At 67.4% G+C, this 16,416-nt stretch carries 13 protein-coding genes; 6 read left to right on the forward strand and 7 right to left on the reverse strand.

The window, feature by feature from the left end; genetic code table 11:
• Nucleotides 1-36 precede the first annotated feature (36 nt).
• Nucleotides 37-594, reverse strand: coding sequence for an SWIM zinc finger family protein (locus tag ACIG5A_RS11820; protein WP_397240141.1), 558 nt, complete (start codon nucleotides 592-594; stop codon nucleotides 37-39).
• Nucleotides 594-2,477, reverse strand: a complete 1,884-nt coding sequence (locus ACIG5A_RS11825) for a DEAD/DEAH box helicase (protein ID WP_397240142.1) — start codon at nucleotides 2,475-2,477, stop codon at nucleotides 594-596. The genes ACIG5A_RS11820 and ACIG5A_RS11825 overlap by 1 nt, the downstream gene beginning before the upstream one ends.
• A gap of 151 nt (nucleotides 2,478-2,628) precedes the next feature.
• Between ACIG5A_RS11825 and ACIG5A_RS11830 the strand changes: the two genes are divergently transcribed.
• Nucleotides 2,629-3,099: a MarR family winged helix-turn-helix transcriptional regulator gene (locus tag ACIG5A_RS11830; RefSeq protein ID WP_397240143.1), complete on the forward strand. Its 471-nt coding sequence runs from the start codon at nucleotides 2,629-2,631 to the stop codon at nucleotides 3,097-3,099.
• Between the two features lie 7 nt (nucleotides 3,100-3,106).
• On the opposite strand, the gene ACIG5A_RS11835 is transcribed toward ACIG5A_RS11830, so the two are convergent.
• Nucleotides 3,107-5,815 (reverse strand): family 78 glycoside hydrolase catalytic domain, encoded by a 2,709-nt coding sequence (locus ACIG5A_RS11835; RefSeq protein WP_397240144.1) that lies wholly within the window; start codon nucleotides 5,813-5,815, stop codon nucleotides 3,107-3,109.
• A gap of 152 nt (nucleotides 5,816-5,967) precedes the next feature.
• On the opposite strand from ACIG5A_RS11835, the gene ACIG5A_RS11840 reads away from it, so the two are divergent.
• Nucleotides 5,968-7,188 carry a methyltransferase domain-containing protein gene (locus ACIG5A_RS11840; protein WP_397240145.1) on the forward strand — a complete coding sequence of 407 codons (1,221 nt, stop codon included), beginning with the start codon at nucleotides 5,968-5,970 and terminating at the stop codon, nucleotides 7,186-7,188.
• 37 nt (nucleotides 7,189-7,225) lie between these two features.
• Here ACIG5A_RS11840 and ACIG5A_RS11845 read toward each other — a convergent pair whose 3' ends face one another.
• Nucleotides 7,226-8,152, reverse strand: coding sequence for an NAD-dependent epimerase/dehydratase family protein (locus ACIG5A_RS11845; protein WP_397240146.1), 927 nt, complete (start codon nucleotides 8,150-8,152; stop codon nucleotides 7,226-7,228).
• Nucleotides 8,153-8,297: 145 nt separating this feature from the next.
• Between ACIG5A_RS11845 and ACIG5A_RS11850 the strand changes: the two genes are divergently transcribed.
• The gene (locus tag ACIG5A_RS11850; RefSeq protein ID WP_397240147.1) at nucleotides 8,298-9,407 is read left to right on the forward strand and encodes a DegT/DnrJ/EryC1/StrS family aminotransferase; all 1,110 of its coding nucleotides are present in this window, start codon (nucleotides 8,298-8,300) and stop codon (nucleotides 9,405-9,407) included.
• A 55-nt stretch (nucleotides 9,408-9,462) separates the two neighbouring features.
• Here the strand turns inward: ACIG5A_RS11850 and ACIG5A_RS11855 are convergent, their stop codons facing one another.
• Nucleotides 9,463-10,947 (reverse strand): MFS transporter, encoded by a 1,485-nt coding sequence (locus tag ACIG5A_RS11855; protein ID WP_397240148.1) that lies wholly within the window; start codon nucleotides 10,945-10,947, stop codon nucleotides 9,463-9,465.
• Between the two features lie 360 nt (nucleotides 10,948-11,307).
• Here ACIG5A_RS11855 and ACIG5A_RS11860 point away from each other — a divergent pair, with 360 nt between their 5' ends.
• From ACIG5A_RS11860 to ACIG5A_RS11870, 3 genes are read left to right on the forward strand one after another with little or no spacing between them, the layout of a single operon-like run.
• Entirely contained in the window at nucleotides 11,308-12,234 is a 927-nt protein-coding gene (locus ACIG5A_RS11860) for a hypothetical protein (protein ID WP_397240149.1), read from the forward strand.
• A gap of 38 nt (nucleotides 12,235-12,272) precedes the next feature.
• The gene (locus tag ACIG5A_RS11865; RefSeq protein ID WP_397240150.1) at nucleotides 12,273-13,559 is read left to right on the forward strand and encodes an activator-dependent family glycosyltransferase; all 1,287 of its coding nucleotides are present in this window, start codon (nucleotides 12,273-12,275) and stop codon (nucleotides 13,557-13,559) included.
• Nucleotide 13,560: 1 nt separating this feature from the next.
• A complete protein-coding gene (locus tag ACIG5A_RS11870; RefSeq protein ID WP_397240151.1) occupies nucleotides 13,561-14,277 on the forward strand; it encodes a class I SAM-dependent methyltransferase in 717 nt (238 codons plus the stop codon).
• A gap of 48 nt (nucleotides 14,278-14,325) precedes the next feature.
• On the opposite strand, the gene ACIG5A_RS11875 is transcribed toward ACIG5A_RS11870, so the two are convergent.
• Nucleotides 14,326-14,919: a dTDP-4-dehydrorhamnose 3,5-epimerase family protein gene (locus ACIG5A_RS11875; RefSeq protein ID WP_397240152.1), complete on the reverse strand. Its 594-nt coding sequence runs from the start codon at nucleotides 14,917-14,919 to the stop codon at nucleotides 14,326-14,328.
• Nucleotides 14,916-16,394, reverse strand: a complete 1,479-nt coding sequence (locus ACIG5A_RS11880; RefSeq protein WP_397240153.1) for an NDP-hexose 2,3-dehydratase family protein — start codon at nucleotides 16,392-16,394, stop codon at nucleotides 14,916-14,918. The genes ACIG5A_RS11875 and ACIG5A_RS11880 overlap by 4 nt, the downstream gene beginning before the upstream one ends.
• Nucleotides 16,395-16,416: the final 22 nt, after the last annotated feature.

The following is a 16,416-nucleotide window of genomic DNA, read 5'->3' on the forward strand; positions in this document are numbered from 1 at the left end:
CGGCCGCCCCGGCACGGGGCGGCCGGGCCTGCTCGATCAGCCGTAGAAGGTCCCAGGATCCAGATCGGTCAGCGGAATCCAATCCGGGTCGGCGCATTCGGCCGCCGCGGCGCTGTCCATCCGCAACTCCACCGCCAGCCGCGGTCGCTCGTCCACCCGCATCGACAGCGCGTACAGGGTGGCCAGGATATGCGCGCACGGCCGCTTGCGGGTGCGGCAGTCGCAGGTCGCGACCTGCTCGCCCACCGGAACGGTGAAGGCGATGCCCGCGGCGGTGAAGTCGGCCTCCAGGCCGTCCGGCAGGTCGCCGACGGCCAGCCCCGGGTTGACCGCCAGTGATTTGGCGATCAGCCGTTCGGCGTCCTTCTTGGTCTCCTCCGACCACGGTGGCAGCTCGATCCGGACACTGAACTGGTCGCTCGACGCGACGACCTTCGCGGTGACCACACCGACCTCGGTGGTCAGCGTGGCGCAGTGATTGCGGGCGAGGCTACGCGCCTTGGGCAACAGCGGGTTGGGGCCGGAGGCAGCGGTGGTCTCGACGGTGCGGGTCCAGGAACGCCCCCAGGGGGTGGCGCCGAATTCGGGTGGCATCAGGAAATCGCTCCCAGGTCGAGATCGAGGACGGCGTGCAGTTCCTCATCGGACATCTTGGCGAGTGCGGCCTCGGTGTCGCCGCCGACGACGACATCGGCGAAACCACGCTTGGTGTCGTGCATCTGCGCGATGTGGTCCTCGATCGTGCCGCCGGAGACCATCGTGTACACGTTGAGCGTGCGCTGCTGGCCGATGCGGTGGGCACGGTCGGTGGCCTGCTCCTCGACGGCCGGATTCCACCAGCGGTCGTAGTGCATCACATGCGCGGCGCGGGTCAGATTGAGTCCGAACCCGGCCGCGCGCAGACTCAGCAGCAGTACCGGAGGTGAGTCGTCATCCTCTTGGAACGCGCGGACCATCTCGTCGCGCTTGTCGCCGGAGAGCCCGCCGTGCAGGAACGGCACCGGGCCGGTGCCCAGCGTTTCGCCGAGTGAAGCCGACAGCAGTTCGCCCATGGTGCGGTACTGGGTGAACACCAGGGCGCGGTCACCGTCGTCGACGATTTCGGACAGCATTTCGGTGGCGCGGTCGAATTTGCCGGATCGGGAGGGGCCCGCCGGGCCGTCGCCGAGGTATTGCGCAGGATGATTGCAGATCTGTTTGAGCGCGGTCAGCAGCGCCAGCACCCGGCCGCTGCGGCCGATGCCACCGCCGAGGCCCTCGTTGAACGCCCGGTCGACGGCCTCGCGGTACAACCGCACCTGCTCGTCGGTGAGGGTGCAGATCATCGAGGTGTACTGCTTGGGCGGCAGCTCGGCGGCGACCAGTGCCTTGGTGCGGCGCAACATGTGCGGGCGCACCAGGGCATTGAGCGAGGCGGCGGCGGGTGCGGAGCGGCGCTGTTCGATCGGCGCGACGAACCGCTGCCGGAACCGTGCCCGCGTGCCGAGCAGTCCCGGGTTGGTCACGTGGAAGAGCGACCATAGCTCGTCGAGCCGGTTCTCCACCGGGGTGCCGGTCATCGCGATCCGCACGGTCGCGTTCAGCCGTGCGGCGGCGCGGCTGACCTGCGCGTCCGGATTCTTGATCTGCTGGGCCTCGTCCAGCACGACGATGTCCCAGTCGGTGTCGATCAGCGGCTTGTCGCTACGCAGCACCGGGTAGCTGGTGATGACGACGGTGCCGGGCTCCCACTGCTCGGGCAGGCCGCGGTTGCTGCCGTGGTAGCGCAGCACCGGGGTGGTAGGGGCGAAGCGCGTGAGTTCGCGCCGCCAGTTGCCGATCAGCGAGGTCGGGCAGATCACCAGGTGCGGGCGTTCGGATCGTCGGATGGCCAGCAGGCAGATGGCCTGGAGTGTCTTGCCGAGGCCCATCTCGTCGGCCAGGACGCCGCCGGTGCCGAGTTCGGGGCGGGAGTTGAGCCAGGCCACGCCGTGCACCTGGTAGGGGCGCAGTTGAGCGTCCACTGCCGTGCCGGCCAGGGTGGCGGTGGTGTTCGCCGCCCGGCGGAACTGGGTCAGCAGCGCTGCCGGGGCGGCTACCCCCGTACCCTCCTGATTCGTCACGGCGTGTGCGGCAGCGGGCATCCGGGCGGCGAGATCAGCGAAGTCGGCGTCCTTGGCCTCGCTGTCGCCGTCCAGCAGCCGGGCGGCCTCCTGCCAGTTCTTGATCGACTTGCCGACCTCGGCCCGCCGGTCCAGTGCGATCAGGGCGGCCACCGCCTCGTTCAGGTCGATGAGCCGGACGTCCCGTTCGGCGGCGACGACCGACCCGCCCTCGGGTGCTGCCAGCGAACAGGTCGCCGTCCGACCGATGGGCAGGCCGTGTTCGCGCACGGTCTCGTCCAGGTCGTCGGGCCCCCACCAGGCAAAGGCATTCTCGGCGGGAATGAATGTGGCCTGCAGGCGGGAAACTTGCGTTCGTCCAGACAGTAGGACCAACTCCTTGGTTATCCTGCGGTCGCAAATGACCTTGCGTGGGTAACTGCCACTCGCTGTGTTATTGCGTAACGGTGATATTGTGTAATGGAAACACTGCACATCGTGAAAGTTGTGCGACGCAAGGATACTTCAACGGATCGGGTCGTGTCACATGACTATGGGCCAGCAGGTCAAACCGCAGGTCGGCGCCTTGCTCGAGCTGCTGCCGGACTGGATTCAGCAGTTGATTCGGATCAACAGCCTGATCGCGGCCCAGATGGGCGTGGTCATGACCGACTTCCACTGTCTGCACGTACTCCAGCAGGGTGGGCCGACCACACCCGGTGCGCTGGCCGCCCGCGTCGGCCTCACGGCGGGTTCGGCCACGCGCATGGTCGACCGGCTGGAGGCGGCGGGCTGCGTCACCCGCGCGCCCGATCCCAAGGACCGGCGCAAGGTTGTCGTCGTGCCAACCCCCGAAGGTCTGGAACGAGCCAATTCCTACTACGCGAGCCTGACCACCCGGACCCACCAGGACCTGGCCGATTTCACGGAGGAGGAATTGCGGGTGCTGATCCGGTTCGTCGAGCGGAGCCTGGCCAGTGCTGTCGAGGAGGCCGACCGGTTGAACGCGGGTTCGTGACGAGCGTTCATTTCTGCGCGAATGTCCATGCCCCGGATCCTGTTCTGTAGGTGGCGGACTTTTCGTCCCGGTCGATCAGTCGCGTTTCATCGGAAGCGGTGATTTCCGCATCCTCTTGCAGGAGGGGCACAACGACGGTGGCGGTGCTGTTCGCGGGAACGACGACTTCCAGCGTCACCGCGGTGCCGTCGCGGTGCCAGCGGCTGACGATCTCTCCGCGTACGGTCCGTACGGTCGCGTTCACCGTCGTGAGCGAACCGACGATGGCGGGGGCGATGCGGATCTTGTCGAAGGCGACCGCGTCGAGGTCCTGGTGAATTCCCCCGAGGCCATGGATGAACCACGAGGTCAAGCCGCCGAGGATATTCAGATCCGCCACGCCTTCGCGGCCGTTCCAATCCCAGCTCTCCGGTAGTGCGGTGGCACCGCGCTCGAGCCAGTATCCGTAGCTGGGGTAGCTGGTTTGGAGGGCGACGTCGTGGAGAACGTCGTGACGGCCCGCGTCGATGAGGACGCGGACGATCGCGGGTAGTCCGATCATCCCGGTGTTGAGGTGGTTTCCGGATTCCCTGATGCTCTCGACGAGAGTGGCGAGCACCTGGGTACGCAATTCCGGTGGCGGCGCGCCTATTTCGAGGGCGAGGGCGGTGGCCGTCTGCGCTCCCCGTAGATACGTGGTGGTCGCCGGGTCGAAGAATCGCCGGTGGTACGTGGTGGCGATCGCCTCGGCCTTGCCGCGGTACTCGAGCGCGTCGTCGAGGTGGCCCAGGGCCCGCGCGATACCGGCCATGGCGGTGGCGATCTTCCAATACCCCCATGCCACAGTTATTTCGGGCGGAGTGAAGTGGGCGTTGTCCGGGTCGAACGGATGTTGCCAGTGCTGGCCCGGGTACATCCAATCGCCGAAGTAACCTTCCGTGATGTCACCACCTGGGTACAGCCCGTCCTGCTCACGCGATCGCAGCAGCCGGAAGTACTGCCGCATACCCGGATAGTGGCGTCGTAGCGACGCGGTGTCACCGTAGCGGCGGTAGTTCTCCTCGGCTTGGACGATCGGTGCTCCGCTCCAATTGATATCGCCGACATACCAGAAATCGGTGGGATCGGGGACGATGCCGGACAGGTTGCCGTCCGCGCGTTGCGCATCGAAGACGTCACGCAGCAGCGCTTGGTTGTAGGCGGCGAAGTCGTAGCGGTGGACACCGCTGAGCGCCATACCGCGGTCGGCCTGCCATCCGGCCTTCTCACGGTTGGGATCGGTGGGCATTGTCGGCGCGATCATGGCGCTTCGCATACTGCGATCGGCGATTCGGTCCATGGCGTTCAGAAGTGGGTTGGAGCAGTCGAATTCGGCGGTGGTACCGGCCGCGGCGCGCACCGCGATTCCGGTCACGCTCGACAGGTGCGGCGGGGTGGGCAGTCCGCGAATTTCGAGGTACCGAAATCCGTGGTAGCTGAAGCGCGGATGCCACGACTCGACCCCGCCACCCGCCAGCGTGTAGTGATCGGCGACAACGACATTCGGCACCCATCCGACCATGCCGTTCTGGCTGACCCGGCCGTTGTCGAGATACCAGCCCGGAAACAGCGCGATACGCGTCCCGGCGGGTCCTTCGACTTCGATCTGCGGCCATCCGACGAAGGACGTGCCGAAATCGAAAACGTACGTCCCAGGTTCGGGTTCGGTCATCTCGACCGCGGGTAGCCGTTCGGCCTCGACGACGGCGGGTTCGAATTGCGCGCTGAGCACCGCGGGGAAGTCGGCGGCGACGACGGCGGATCGCCACTCCGAGTGGTCACCATCGGGCCCGTCCCAGCCGGATTGCCAGCGGCGGGCGTCGTAATCCTCGCCGCCGTAATAGCCCGAGAAGTCGAGGGGCCCATCGTCGACCCGCCAGGTGGTGTCGCTGCACACCTGCTGGACCGTCCCGTTGTCGTAGCGAATCTCCAACTGGGCGACCACCTTCGGCTCGCCGGACAGCCGGATCGTCTCCCCGCCGCCGGCGAAACCGTTCTTCCAGGTCACCGACTCCCAGTAGCGGCCTTCCCGTTCGGGCACATCGAAGAAGCCGCTACCGACCAAAAGCCCTACGACGTTGTCTCCGGTCCGCAGGTGTTCGGCGACATCGTAGGTCTTGTACAGTGCGCGTTTTCGATAGTCCGTGACGCTCGGTACGAGAACGTCCGCGCCGACCTTGCGGCCGTTGAGCCGCGGTTCGTACAGGCCGAGCCCCGATACGTACAGTCGCGCCTGCTCGATCCGCGATTCCGGCGGCACGGTGAAGCGCCGGGCGAATATCGGCAGCGGCCCGCCGTTCAGTGGCGCGGCGCCGGTGATCCATTCCGCCGTCCAATCGGACGGCTCGAGCAGGCCCATCTCCCAGCGGGCGACCGGACTCCATGCCGACGCGTTGTCACCGCCGGTCCACACCCGGACCTGCCAGAACACCTGCTCACGGGAGGACAGCGGCCGACCGCCGTAGCCGACGTCCACCTGCCGACCCGACGCGATCGTGCCGGAATCCCACAGGTCCGGCGTGTCCAGCGCGAGGAGTTGCGGTGTCGAGGCGGCCCTGACCTGGTATGCCGATTGCACGACGGCCCGGCCGGCCGAGCGCAGTCGCCAACCCAGCGCAGGTGTCCGGTCGTCTATCCCGCGCGGCTCCGCGAGATAGTTCACAGTCAGGCCCATGACCACGACTTCGGAGCTTTCCATACAGGCTTTTCCCCCAGATCGGAACTGGCCGCGTAACGGGCCGGGAAAACGAATTCGGACAACTGCTACGTTAATGCACGAGATTGTTTCGCGTTGAGGTGCTCTAGCGAGATTCGAGCGTTCTTCGCCCGCGCGTGGATACGGTTCGAAACATGGTCGAATGTCGAATCTGTGGCGAAGTGGTCAACGAGTTCATTGACTTCGGGCGACAGCCGCTGTCCGATGCTTTCAGGGCTCCGGACCAGGGTGGGGAGGAGTTCTTCTATCGTCTTGCGGTCGGCCGATGCGAGTCGTGCGCTATGGTCCAATTGCTCGAGGAGGTGCCGAGGACGAAGATGTTCCACACCGATTATCCGTATTTCTCCTCGGGTTCGTCGGTGATGCGTGAACATTTCGAGAATGCCGCTGATCGATTCCTGGAAAATGAGCTGACCGGAGCTGATCCGTTCATTGTGGAAATCGGCAGCAACGACGGAATCATGCTTCGCACGATCGCGAAGGCGGGTGTGCGGCATCTCGGTGTCGAGCCCTCGGGCCGGGTCGCGGACCACGCCCGAGCGCAGGGCGTCAACGTGCTCACCGAATTCTTCGAGGCGAGCACCGCGGCCTCGGTGCGCGCTGAATACGGCCCGGCCGACGTCGTCTACGCGGCCAACACGTTCTGCCACATCCCGTACGTCGACTCGATCTTCGCGGGGCTGGACGCGCTGCTCACCCCTGGCGGAGTATTCGTGTTCGAGGACCCGTACCTCGGCGAGATCGTCGAGCGCACCTCGTTCGACCAGATCTACGACGAGCACTTCTACTTCTTCAGCGCTACCTCCGTGCACGCCATGGCCCAGCGGTTCGGCTTCGACCTGGTGGATGTCGAACGGCTGATGGTGCACGGCGGCGAAGTTCGCTACACCCTGGCTCGCGCCGGCGCCCGCGTGCCGACCCCGGCAGTCGCCGACCTGCTGGCCGAGGAGTCGGCGCGTGGCTTGCACAACCCTGCCGTCCTCGACGCGTTCGCCGCCGCGGTCGGAGTCGTCCGCACCGATCTGATCGCGTTGCTGCACAAGCTGAAGGCCGAGGGCGCTACCGTCGTCGGGTACGGTGCCACAGCCAAGAGCGCCACCGTCACCAACTACTGCGGCATCACCCCGGACCTGGTGAGCTACGTCTGCGATACCACCCCCGCCAAGCAGCACAAGGTGACCCCCGGTGCGCACCTGCCGGTGCGGCCCGCCGAAGCATTCGCGGAGTCCTACCCGGACTACGCATTGCTGTTCGCGTGGAATCACGCGCAGGAGATCATGGCCAAGGAAGCCGGCTTCAGTGCCGCAGGCGGCAAGTGGATCCTTTACACCCCGAATGTCCGCATTGTCGGCTGACGGCGAGTCCGCCGGTCACGGTCGAGTGGGCGGTCCGCTACCGGGCCGCCCACATATCCCGCAGGGACTCCTGCAGTGACCACCGGGGTTTCCAGTCGAGCACTTCGGCGGCCTTGCGTATATCGGCCTGCAACCACGACCCACCGTAGCTGTGGACCCCGCCGGCGGTGTCTTCCACCACCGACAGCGGGGACCCGGCTTCTCGAACGAAGGTCTCCACGAATTCGCGCATCGGCACCGCCCGGCCGCTGCCGATATTGACCACTCCCGTCACGCCTGGCCGCTGTGCGGCGGCCACCGCGGCGCGCGCCAGGTCTCGTACATCCAGCCAATCTCGATGCGCATCGGCGATCGGCAGCCGCACCGTGCCTGCCGCGAGTAGTGCCATCAGCTTCCCCGGCAGGCTCGCACGCGACGGGTCCGGCCCGCACACGTTCACCGCGCGCAGCACCATGCCGTCCACCGCGCCGGTTCGCGCGGCGTCGAGCACAGCCCGTGAACCGGCGAGTTTCGTACGCGCATAAGCGGATTCGGGCGCGCACGGCATGCTCTCGCCGACCGGCGTGCCGAAGGCGACGGGTGCGTACTCGTGCATCGTGCCGATGTGCACCAACCGCACCGGCCGCGGCTGCGTCCGTATCGCTTGCAGTACCTGTTCGACCAGAGAAACGTTGGCCCGCACCAGTTCCGTCTCGGTGCGGTCCCACCCGTCGGTCGCGTTCGCGGCGTCGGTCGCGTTGACCACGAGGTCGGCCGACTCCTCGTGCAACAGCGCCGCTGTTGTGGCGGCGGGCGCAGTGGCCAGGTCGAGCGAGGCGAACCGATCGCAACGCAGTCCCTCGGTGCGGTTGCGGGCCACCGCCACCACGCGCATACCGTGCTCGGCCAGCGCCGCGCACAGGCGCTTGCCGACCCAGCCCGTGCCGCCCAGCACCACCGCTGTCCTGATCTCGTTGTGTGCCAACGGTTTTCTCCTCCCGCCGATCTCAGGCTAGAGGCGGTGTCAAGCGGCCGGTACCGGAATGGCGTTTCAGCGAAGGCTCCAGCCAGGTTCGAGTTGCCGTTGGTAGACCCGAGAGTGAATCGACCCGACTGCAGAGGACTGACCCTTGGCTACCCTGGTGTGGGACTATCTCTCGGAATACGACCGCGAGCGCGATGACATTCTCGCCGCCGTGGACAAGGTCTTCCGCTCCGGCCAGCTCGTGTTCGGCGAGAGCACCCGCTCGTTCGAGCACGAATTCGCCGCTTATCACGGACTGCGGCACGCGGTAGGCGTTGACAACGGCACCAACGCGATCAAGCTGGGCCTGCAGGCCCTGGGGATCGGCCCCGGCGATGAGGTGATCACGGTGTCCAACACCGCAGCGCCGACGGTCGTGGCCATCGACGCCCTCAACGCGACTCCGGTGTTCGTCGACATCCGCGCCGAGGACTATCTGATGGACACCTCGCAGGTGGCCGCGGCGATCACCGAGCGCACCAGATGCATTGTGCCGGTGCATCTGTACGGTCAGTGCGTCGAAATGGCGCCGCTGCGGCGGTTGGCGGCCGAGCACGGACTCAGGATCCTGGAGGACTGCGCACAGTCGCACGGCGCTCGACACCGCGGGCGAACGGCGGGCACCATGAGCGACGCGAGCGCGTTCTCCTTCTATCCCACCAAGGTTCTCGGCGCGTACGGCGATGGCGGCGCCGTCGTCACGGACGAGGAGGAGGTCGATCGGCGGTTGCGTCGGCTGCGGTACTACGGGATGGCAGAGCAGTACTACGTGGTCGAGACCCCGGGGCACAACAGCCGGCTGGACGAGGTACACGCGGAGATCCTGCGCCGCAAGCTCGGCAGGCTCGATGAGTACATCGCGGGCCGTCGCGCTGTCGCGGCGCGCTACGCCGAGGGTTTGGCGGACACCGACCTCGGTCTCCCCGCGCTGGCCGAAGGCAACGACCATGTGTACTACTTGTACGTGGTCCGCCACCCGCGTCGCGACGAGATCCTGAAAGCCCTGCTGGACTACGACATCCGGCTGAACGTCAGCTATCGCTGGCCGGTGCACACCATGTCCGGCTTCGCGAAACTGGGCTACGCCGAGGGGGCGCTGCCGGTAACCGAAGCGCTGGCGGACGAGATCTTCTCGCTCCCGATGTACCCTTCGCTGCCGCTGGACGTGCAGGACAAGGTGATCGACGCGCTGCGTGAGATTCTCGCCCGCTTCTGAGCGGGAGGCCCGGCGCCACGCCCACCGGGAGTGCGGGCGTGGCGCCGGGGCGGTATCAGGCTGGGGTCGATGCGGTGGTCGGGGCAGAGGTGGGAGTGGTCCTCCTGATGAAGAGACTGGTCACGGCCACGCCGACAGCCAGGATCGCCGCCGTGACGAAACCGGGGGACATGCTCTCGGTGAGCACGTAGTAATCGGTCTGGTCACCGGGTACATCGGCGGGCGCCGTGATCCCCTTGGCGGCAGTGGTGAGCACCGTGACGAGAATGGCCAGCACGAAGGGCCCGCCCAGTTGCAGCATGGTGTTGTAGGTGCTCGACGCGGAGCCGTAGCTGTCCGACTCGACGCCGGCGCCCGCCATCTCGGTGGCCGGGATGAGGGTGGCCGCCATGCCGACGCCGGTCAGTGCCAGCGGGCCGAAAATTGTGCCCCAGTAACCGCTGTCGAGTGAGAGCGTGGTGAGCCACAGGTAGCCCGCGATGAGCATCAGCGCGCCGATGAAGGTCATCCACCGCTCGCCGATCTTCTGCATCAGCCCGATGACCAGGGTGGAACTGATCACCAGGGCGAAACCGGTTGTCAGGAACGCGAATCCGGTCAGCAGCGCGCTGAAGCCGAGCGGCCCCTGCATGAACATGGTCAGATAGAACGACTCACCGATCATCGTGCCGGTCACCAGTACGGCCGAGATGTAGGCGGTGACGCGGTTGCGGTCGCGGAACAGCGACAGCGGCATGATCGGTTGCGAGGCTCGCCGTTCCACCATCGTGAAGATGATGAACATCGCCGCGCCCAGCAGGATCGGCAGCCATACCGACACTGTCGACCAGCCCGACTCGCCGGCGTGCGAGAGTCCGTAGACCAGCAGGGCCACACCGAGCGCTGAGGTCAGCGCACCCGCGATGTCGAACTTGCCGCGTATCCGAGACTGCTCGGTGATGTAGAGCGGCGCGAGGATGAACACGGCGATGCCGACCGGAACGTTGACGAACATGACCCAGCGCCACGACAGGCCGGTGGACAGCACACCGCCCAGGAGCAGACCGACGACCGCGCCGGAGCTGGACGCTGCCGCCGAGGTGGCGATTGCCTTGGTGCGCTCGGGCCCCGCGGGGAACAGGCTCAGGATCAGCGCCAGGCAGTTCGGCATGCACAAGGCCGCGCCCATGCCCTGCAGCGCGCGGCAGGCCAGGAACCACCAGTCATACATCGCGAACCCGCCGGCCAGCGAGGCGAGGGTGAACAGCGCGATGCCGACCAGGAATACCCTGCGCCGGCCGAAGGTGTCACCGAGCCTGCCGCCCAGCAGCATCAGGCCACCCAGCGCCAAGCCGTAGGCGTTGACCACCCACGCGAGTCCGGTTTCGCTGTAACCCAGGTCCTTCCCGATCGAGGGCAGCGCCACGGTCACGATCATCAGGTCGATGGTGAGCATGAGTTGCACCACGACGATGATCGCGAGCGCGGTGCCCGTGCGCCCGGCCGGTTGTGCTCCGCCGGGCTCCTTTCCCAGACTTACCGGAGTGACGTCCAAAGACATTATTTCCCCATTCCTTCTCCGCGAAAGACAGCGACGTTGCAGAGGGTACGAGCTTCTTCGCGGCGGTGCACATGAGTCGTCGAATTGACAACGCCGAAAAAATGTATCCCAGAATGACAAGCATCGTGTGGCTCAATCGGATTATCCCATTTAAATGCCTGGTAGAAGGGCGTATTCTGTACTGGTTGTAATTGTCGCTCCGTATTTTTCAGCTACCTTGGCTTCGATATCTCCGAGTGCGCCTCTATGTGGTTTCAACCAGTTCTGGAGGACGCCGCGTTAGCGTCCGAGCGAATCGGAAATGACGCTCGGGAGAGAGAGGTCGGAGTGGACGGTGGGCTACGGCGGCGGTTGCAGCTCGTGCGTGGGCTGCAATGGATGCGGGCCGCGGAGGGAGATCCACTGGCCGCGCTGCTGCGCGGTCATCCGACGGACGCGCGGTCGGTGATCACGGATCCGGTCTCCCGCAGTTCGACCGGAACGGTGCTGGTCGGCGGCGCGTCGGCGGCGAGGCTGCTCGAGGTCGGCACCGGGCTCGCCGACTGGCGCCCGACGGGTACCCGGGTGATGGCGGTCGCGGCCGAGGACATCGAGCCGGCCGACCCGGAGGACGTCGCCGCGCTGGCCGGCGTATCGGCGTCACCGGTGGCCGGTGTACCCGACGAGCTGACCGACCTGGTGCCCGCGGCGGAGCTGTTGTGCGCCAAGGCATACGCGGACCTGCTCGGTGCCGAACCGGACAGCCTGCTCGGCGCGACCCCCGTGCTCGACAACCTCCTGTGCCCGCAGGAGACAGCGGTCACCGAGCGCATGCTCGCCGCGGTCGACGACCTGCGGGCCGCTCTGTGCGCCCGCACTCCCGCGCTCTTCCTCGCCGTGGTCGCACCGCGGCTCACCGCCGACCTGGTCACCCGCGCGGCCGCCGTGCTGCTCGCGGACGGCCGGTGGCCGGACGTCGAAGGGGCGGTAGAGCGGACCCGTGCCGTGTACCCGCCCGTGCGGCTGCATCTGACGACCACAACCGCGGATCTGACGGTTGCCGGGGAGGTGATTCCCGGCAGCAGTCAGGTGGCAGTCCTTACCAGCGCCGCCGCGCTGCCGCGGCTGCTCGACCTGCCGCTGGTGTATGCGACCGCCGAAGCTGTCCTGGCCGCGATCGCCCTGCGCCACCCGCGCCTGGTGTCCGCGGGTGCCCCGCTGGATCGCCCGCACGCTCCGGCCACCGGTGGTCTGGCCCATCTGCCAGTCGCGTCCTTGCGCACCGAGTTCCTGCTGGTGCGGTCGTAAACGGCGGATTCGACGCCCATCAGAGAGTTGGTATCGGTATGAAGGTCGTTCTGACCTGTTTCGCAGCGCCCACCCACTTCTACTCCATGGTTCCGCTGGCCTGGGCTCTGCGTGCTGCCGGGCACGAAGTCCGGGTCGTCAGCCAGGCGGCGATGGCGCCGACCATCACCGGCGCGGGGCTCACCGCCGTCACGGCGGGGGCCGCCGAGTGGTACGGCGACCAGCACGCGCCGGACCTGCTCAATGCGATATTCCCCGGCTGCCTCGATCAGGTGCGCGATTTCGACTACGCAAGCACCGACACATGGACGCACACCGGGCTGCTCGCTCTGGAGCACATGGCGAGTTCGGCGATGTTCGCCACCATGAACGACGACCAGATGGTGGACGACATGGTGGCGTTTGCGCGGGACTGGCGGCCCGACCTGGTCATCTCGGAGACCTATACCTTCGCCGGGAGTATCGCCGCCCGCTTGGTCGGCGCCGCGTACGCCCGTTTCACCTGGGGTCCGGATGTCGCCCTGCGGGCCAGGCAGGCCCTCCTGCGCATGTCGGCGGAGCTGCCCGCGTGCCACCGCGAGGACCCGACCGCGGAGTGGCTGTCGAACACCCTCGGTCGTCACGGGTCGTTCTTCGACGAGAAGGTGATCACCGGTCAGTTCACCGTGGACGTCACTCCGCCTGGCATGAGGCTGGACACCGGGCTGCATTACGAGTCCATGCGCTACGTCCCTTACAACGGCCCGGCGGTCGTGCCGGACTGGTTGCACACGTCGGCCGAGCGCCGCCGCGTCTGTCTGACCCTGGGCGTGACCGACCGCTCGCATGGGCAAATCGACCACCTGGACGCCGTGCTCGGAGCATTGAGCCCAGTCGAGCTGTTCGACGCGGTGGCCGACTTGGACTGCGAGGTGATCGCCACCCTGGACCCGGAGCGACTGTCGATCCCCGTGCCGGACAACGTGCGCGCTGTCGGCTTCGTCCCGCTCAGCGATCTGCTGCCGACCTGTTCGGCCGTCGTTCACCATGGCGGTAGCGGCACCCGGTCCACGGCAGAGGTGCACGGTGTGCCGCAGCTGATGGTCGCGGAGGGCTGGGACGTCGTCCGCGGCCGAGGCATCGAGGCGGCAGGCGCGGGTCTGTGCGTCCCGGTGGAGGAACTCACCGCGGAAATTCTGCGCGACAAGCTCTGCGCACTGCTGAAGGATCCGTCATTCGCCGAGGCCGCGCGGCGATTGCGGGACGAGATCCACACCTTGCCGACGCCCGCCGCGCTGGTACCCAGGCTGGAAGCGCTGGTCGACGCCTATCGAGAGGAACGCTGAGATGTACGAGGACGAGTTCGCCGACATCTACGACCGTATCCACACGCACCGTGGCAAGGACTACGCAGGTGAGGCCAAGCTGATCGCCGAGCTCGTTCGTGCCCGCAACCCCGAGGCCGCGGCCGTGCTCGACGTCGCGTGCGGGACCGGCAGCCACCTGCGTCACCTGGTCGCGGACTTCCCGGACGCCGCGGGCCTGGAACAGTCACCGGAAATGATCACAGTGGCCGCGCGGCGTACCCCCGAGATCACCATTCACCAGGGCGATATGCGGAACTTCGAGCTCGGGCGCACGTTCGACGTCATCACGCTGATGTTCAGCAGCATCGGCTATGTGGACGACTACCCCGATCTCGTGCGGACGCTGGCCGCGCTGGGCAGGCACCTCGCCCCGGGCGGCGTGGTGGTGATCGAACCCTGGGTATTCCCAGACACTTTCACTCCCGACTATCTGGCCACCGATCTGGTTCGGGACGACGAAGGCGCGGTGACCCGCTTCTCCCACTCGGTGCGGGAAGGGGACGCGGTCGTGATGAGCGTGCAGTACCTGATCGCCACGCCGGAGCAGGGCATCCGCCACCTCACCGACCGGCATCGGCTGGCGCTGTTCACTCGTGAGCAGTACCTCGCGGCGTTCGCGGCGGCCGGATGCCCGGCGGAGTTCGTGCGGCCGGAGCCGTTCGGCCGGGGTCTGTTCCTCGGTGTGAAGGAGCGTTGAACCGAGCATCGGTGCGCGGACGGGGCTCGCCCGGTCCGCGCACCGTGGTCAGGTCAGCGCGTTCTCGAGCGCGAGGCAGTCCGCGTACCGGGGAAGCAGATCGCGTTCCAGCGCCGCTGCCAGGGTGGGGGCGGCGGTGTCGCGCTCGGACAGCACCAGGGCCGCGGGCAGATCCAGACCGAGGGCCGGGTCGCGCGGGTCGAGTGCGCGCTCCCGTTCCGGGAGATAGCCGCCGGAGAGCAGGTACGTCATGACCGTATCGTCTTCCAGCGCGAGGAACGCATGGGCGACACCGATCGGTAGATACAGCCCGCGTTCGGCGCTCCCGTCCAGCTCGAGCACCTCGTGTGCGCCGAAGGTGGGGGAGCCGACCCGGACGTCCCAGACGATGTCGAGGCAGCGGCCGTGCGCGCACCACACATACTTCGCCCGGCCGGGCGGCGGCATCGTGTAGTGCACGCCCCGGAATACACCCTGTCGTGAACGGCTCATCGCCCCCTGCGCCACCGGAAACAGGGGATGGCCGAGCTCGGCGGCCAAGACCTCGGTATCCAACGGGGTAGCGAAGCCGCCTCGGTCGTCGCCGAAACTCGGGGTCTCGAACTCCAGCGCACCGGCGACGCTCAGCCTGCGGGCCTTCATCGGGGGGACCGGATGGTCAGGCTGTGCAGGCAGGCCACCAGCGTGCGGGCCTGCACATTGACATAGTGGCTGTGCCGCAACAGGTCTACCAGCTGATGCACGGGCATCCAGCGGAAGTCCGGATGGTCGTGCCTGCTGTCGCGTTCGACCTCGATCACCGCGTAGGTGTTGCGCGAGTGGTAGAACCGGCCGCCCTCCTCGGACAGCAGCGTGCGATAGCGGACCTGCCCGGGCCGCGCGGACAGCACCTCGTCCACGAACCTCGGCCTGGCGGCGCGCGGCAGATGCCGGTAGTTGTCGGGAGTGCACTGCACCGTCGGCGCCAGCTCGACCACATCGAGATAGCCGGGTTCCGCGCGGGCGTGGACCAGCGCGTGCAGCACGCCGTGCACGCGAGCCACCAGGAACGCCACCAGGCCGGTGCCCCTGGCCGCGATCATCGGCTGGCTCCAGCCGGACACCTCCCGCGTCCGCGTCCGTACCTCGACGCCGATCACATCGAAGAACCGCCCGCTCAGGTGCGAGATCGCACCGTCGACCCGATGCCAGTCGGGCACCGCGGCCAGCGGAACCTCCCGGGTGGCGACCTCGGTGCGGGTGCGCACGTCGGTGATCCAGCTGAGCACCTCGGCCATACTGTGCAAGCTGCCCTGTTCGGCGTCACATGAGGCCAGCAGCGCCGCGTGGAACTCGCCGCGCGGCGGGCGCACCGCCTCCCGCAGCGCCGGACCGGCGAAGGACAGGCAGGCCAGTACGGTGCGGGCATCCATGTTGATCAGGTCCTCGACGGCGAGCAGCCGGTGCACCTGGCCGAGCGTCAGCCAGTGGAAGCCGGGCAGAACCGGCACGTCCTCGGTCACTTCGACCACCATGTTGCGGTTCCGCTTCTGCCGGAACCACGCACCCTGTTCGGACTGCCGCACATCCGCGAGTACGCGGTGCCGCGCGGTGTCGCGAAAGATGTCCAGGTAGGGGACGGTGGAGCCGCCGTGCACGCGCGTGTAGTTCGACCGGGTGGCCTGCACGGTCGGCGAAAGCTGCAACCCCAGCGCGTTACCCGGTTCGACCTTGCCCTGCATCAGCAGGTGGAGCACGCCATCGAACTCCTTGACCAGGATGCCGAGGACCCCGACCTCGGGCTGGTTGATGATCGGCTGGCTCCAGGTCGACACCGGCGCCCCCGTCAGATGTACCTCCAGGCCGCCGACGGCGAAGAAACGGCCGCTGTCGTGGGTGATGTCGCCGGTGTCCGGGTCGGTATGCCAGGCGGCCAGGTCGTCCAGCGACACCCGGCGCACCGCCATGGTGGCTCGCGCGTGGCAGTCGTCGAACCACTGCCGGAACGCGCCGAGGTCACCGAGCGGCCCGGCCGGGTCGGCGCCTGCCATGGCCGACACCGCCAACCGGCGCGGCGTGTCCGCGTCCGGACCCACGGACAGCGGCGCGGTCGGTTCCGTGGTGGTGTGGTGCGCCACATCAAACTCCCTGCTCCGCCGG

This window comes from Nocardia sp. NPDC052566, assembly GCF_044547285.1.
Classification (GTDB): domain Bacteria; phylum Actinomycetota; class Actinomycetes; order Mycobacteriales; family Mycobacteriaceae; genus Nocardia.

What these genes read in the sequence shown, in the direction of transcription:
- ACIG5A_RS11820 (WP_397240141.1), bottom strand. Translation starts at nt 594, where the DNA reads ATGCCACCCGAATTCGGCGCCACCCCCTGGGGGCGTTCCTGGACCCGC.
- ACIG5A_RS11830 (WP_397240143.1), top strand. Translation starts at nt 2,629, where the DNA reads ATGACTATGGGCCAGCAGGTCAAACCGCAGGTCGGCGCCTTGCTCGAG.
- ACIG5A_RS11835 (WP_397240144.1), bottom strand. Translation starts at nt 5,815, where the DNA reads ATGGAAAGCTCCGAAGTCGTGGTCATGGGCCTGACTGTGAACTATCTC.
- ACIG5A_RS11840 (WP_397240145.1), top strand. Translation starts at nt 5,968, where the DNA reads ATGGTCGAATGTCGAATCTGTGGCGAAGTGGTCAACGAGTTCATTGAC.
- ACIG5A_RS11855 (WP_397240148.1), bottom strand. Translation starts at nt 10,947, where the DNA reads ATGTCTTTGGACGTCACTCCGGTAAGTCTGGGAAAGGAGCCCGGCGGA.
- ACIG5A_RS11865 (WP_397240150.1), top strand. Translation starts at nt 12,273, where the DNA reads ATGAAGGTCGTTCTGACCTGTTTCGCAGCGCCCACCCACTTCTACTCC.
- ACIG5A_RS11870 (WP_397240151.1), top strand. Translation starts at nt 13,561, where the DNA reads ATGTACGAGGACGAGTTCGCCGACATCTACGACCGTATCCACACGCAC.
- ACIG5A_RS11875 (WP_397240152.1), bottom strand. Translation starts at nt 14,919, where the DNA reads ATGAAGGCCCGCAGGCTGAGCGTCGCCGGTGCGCTGGAGTTCGAGACC.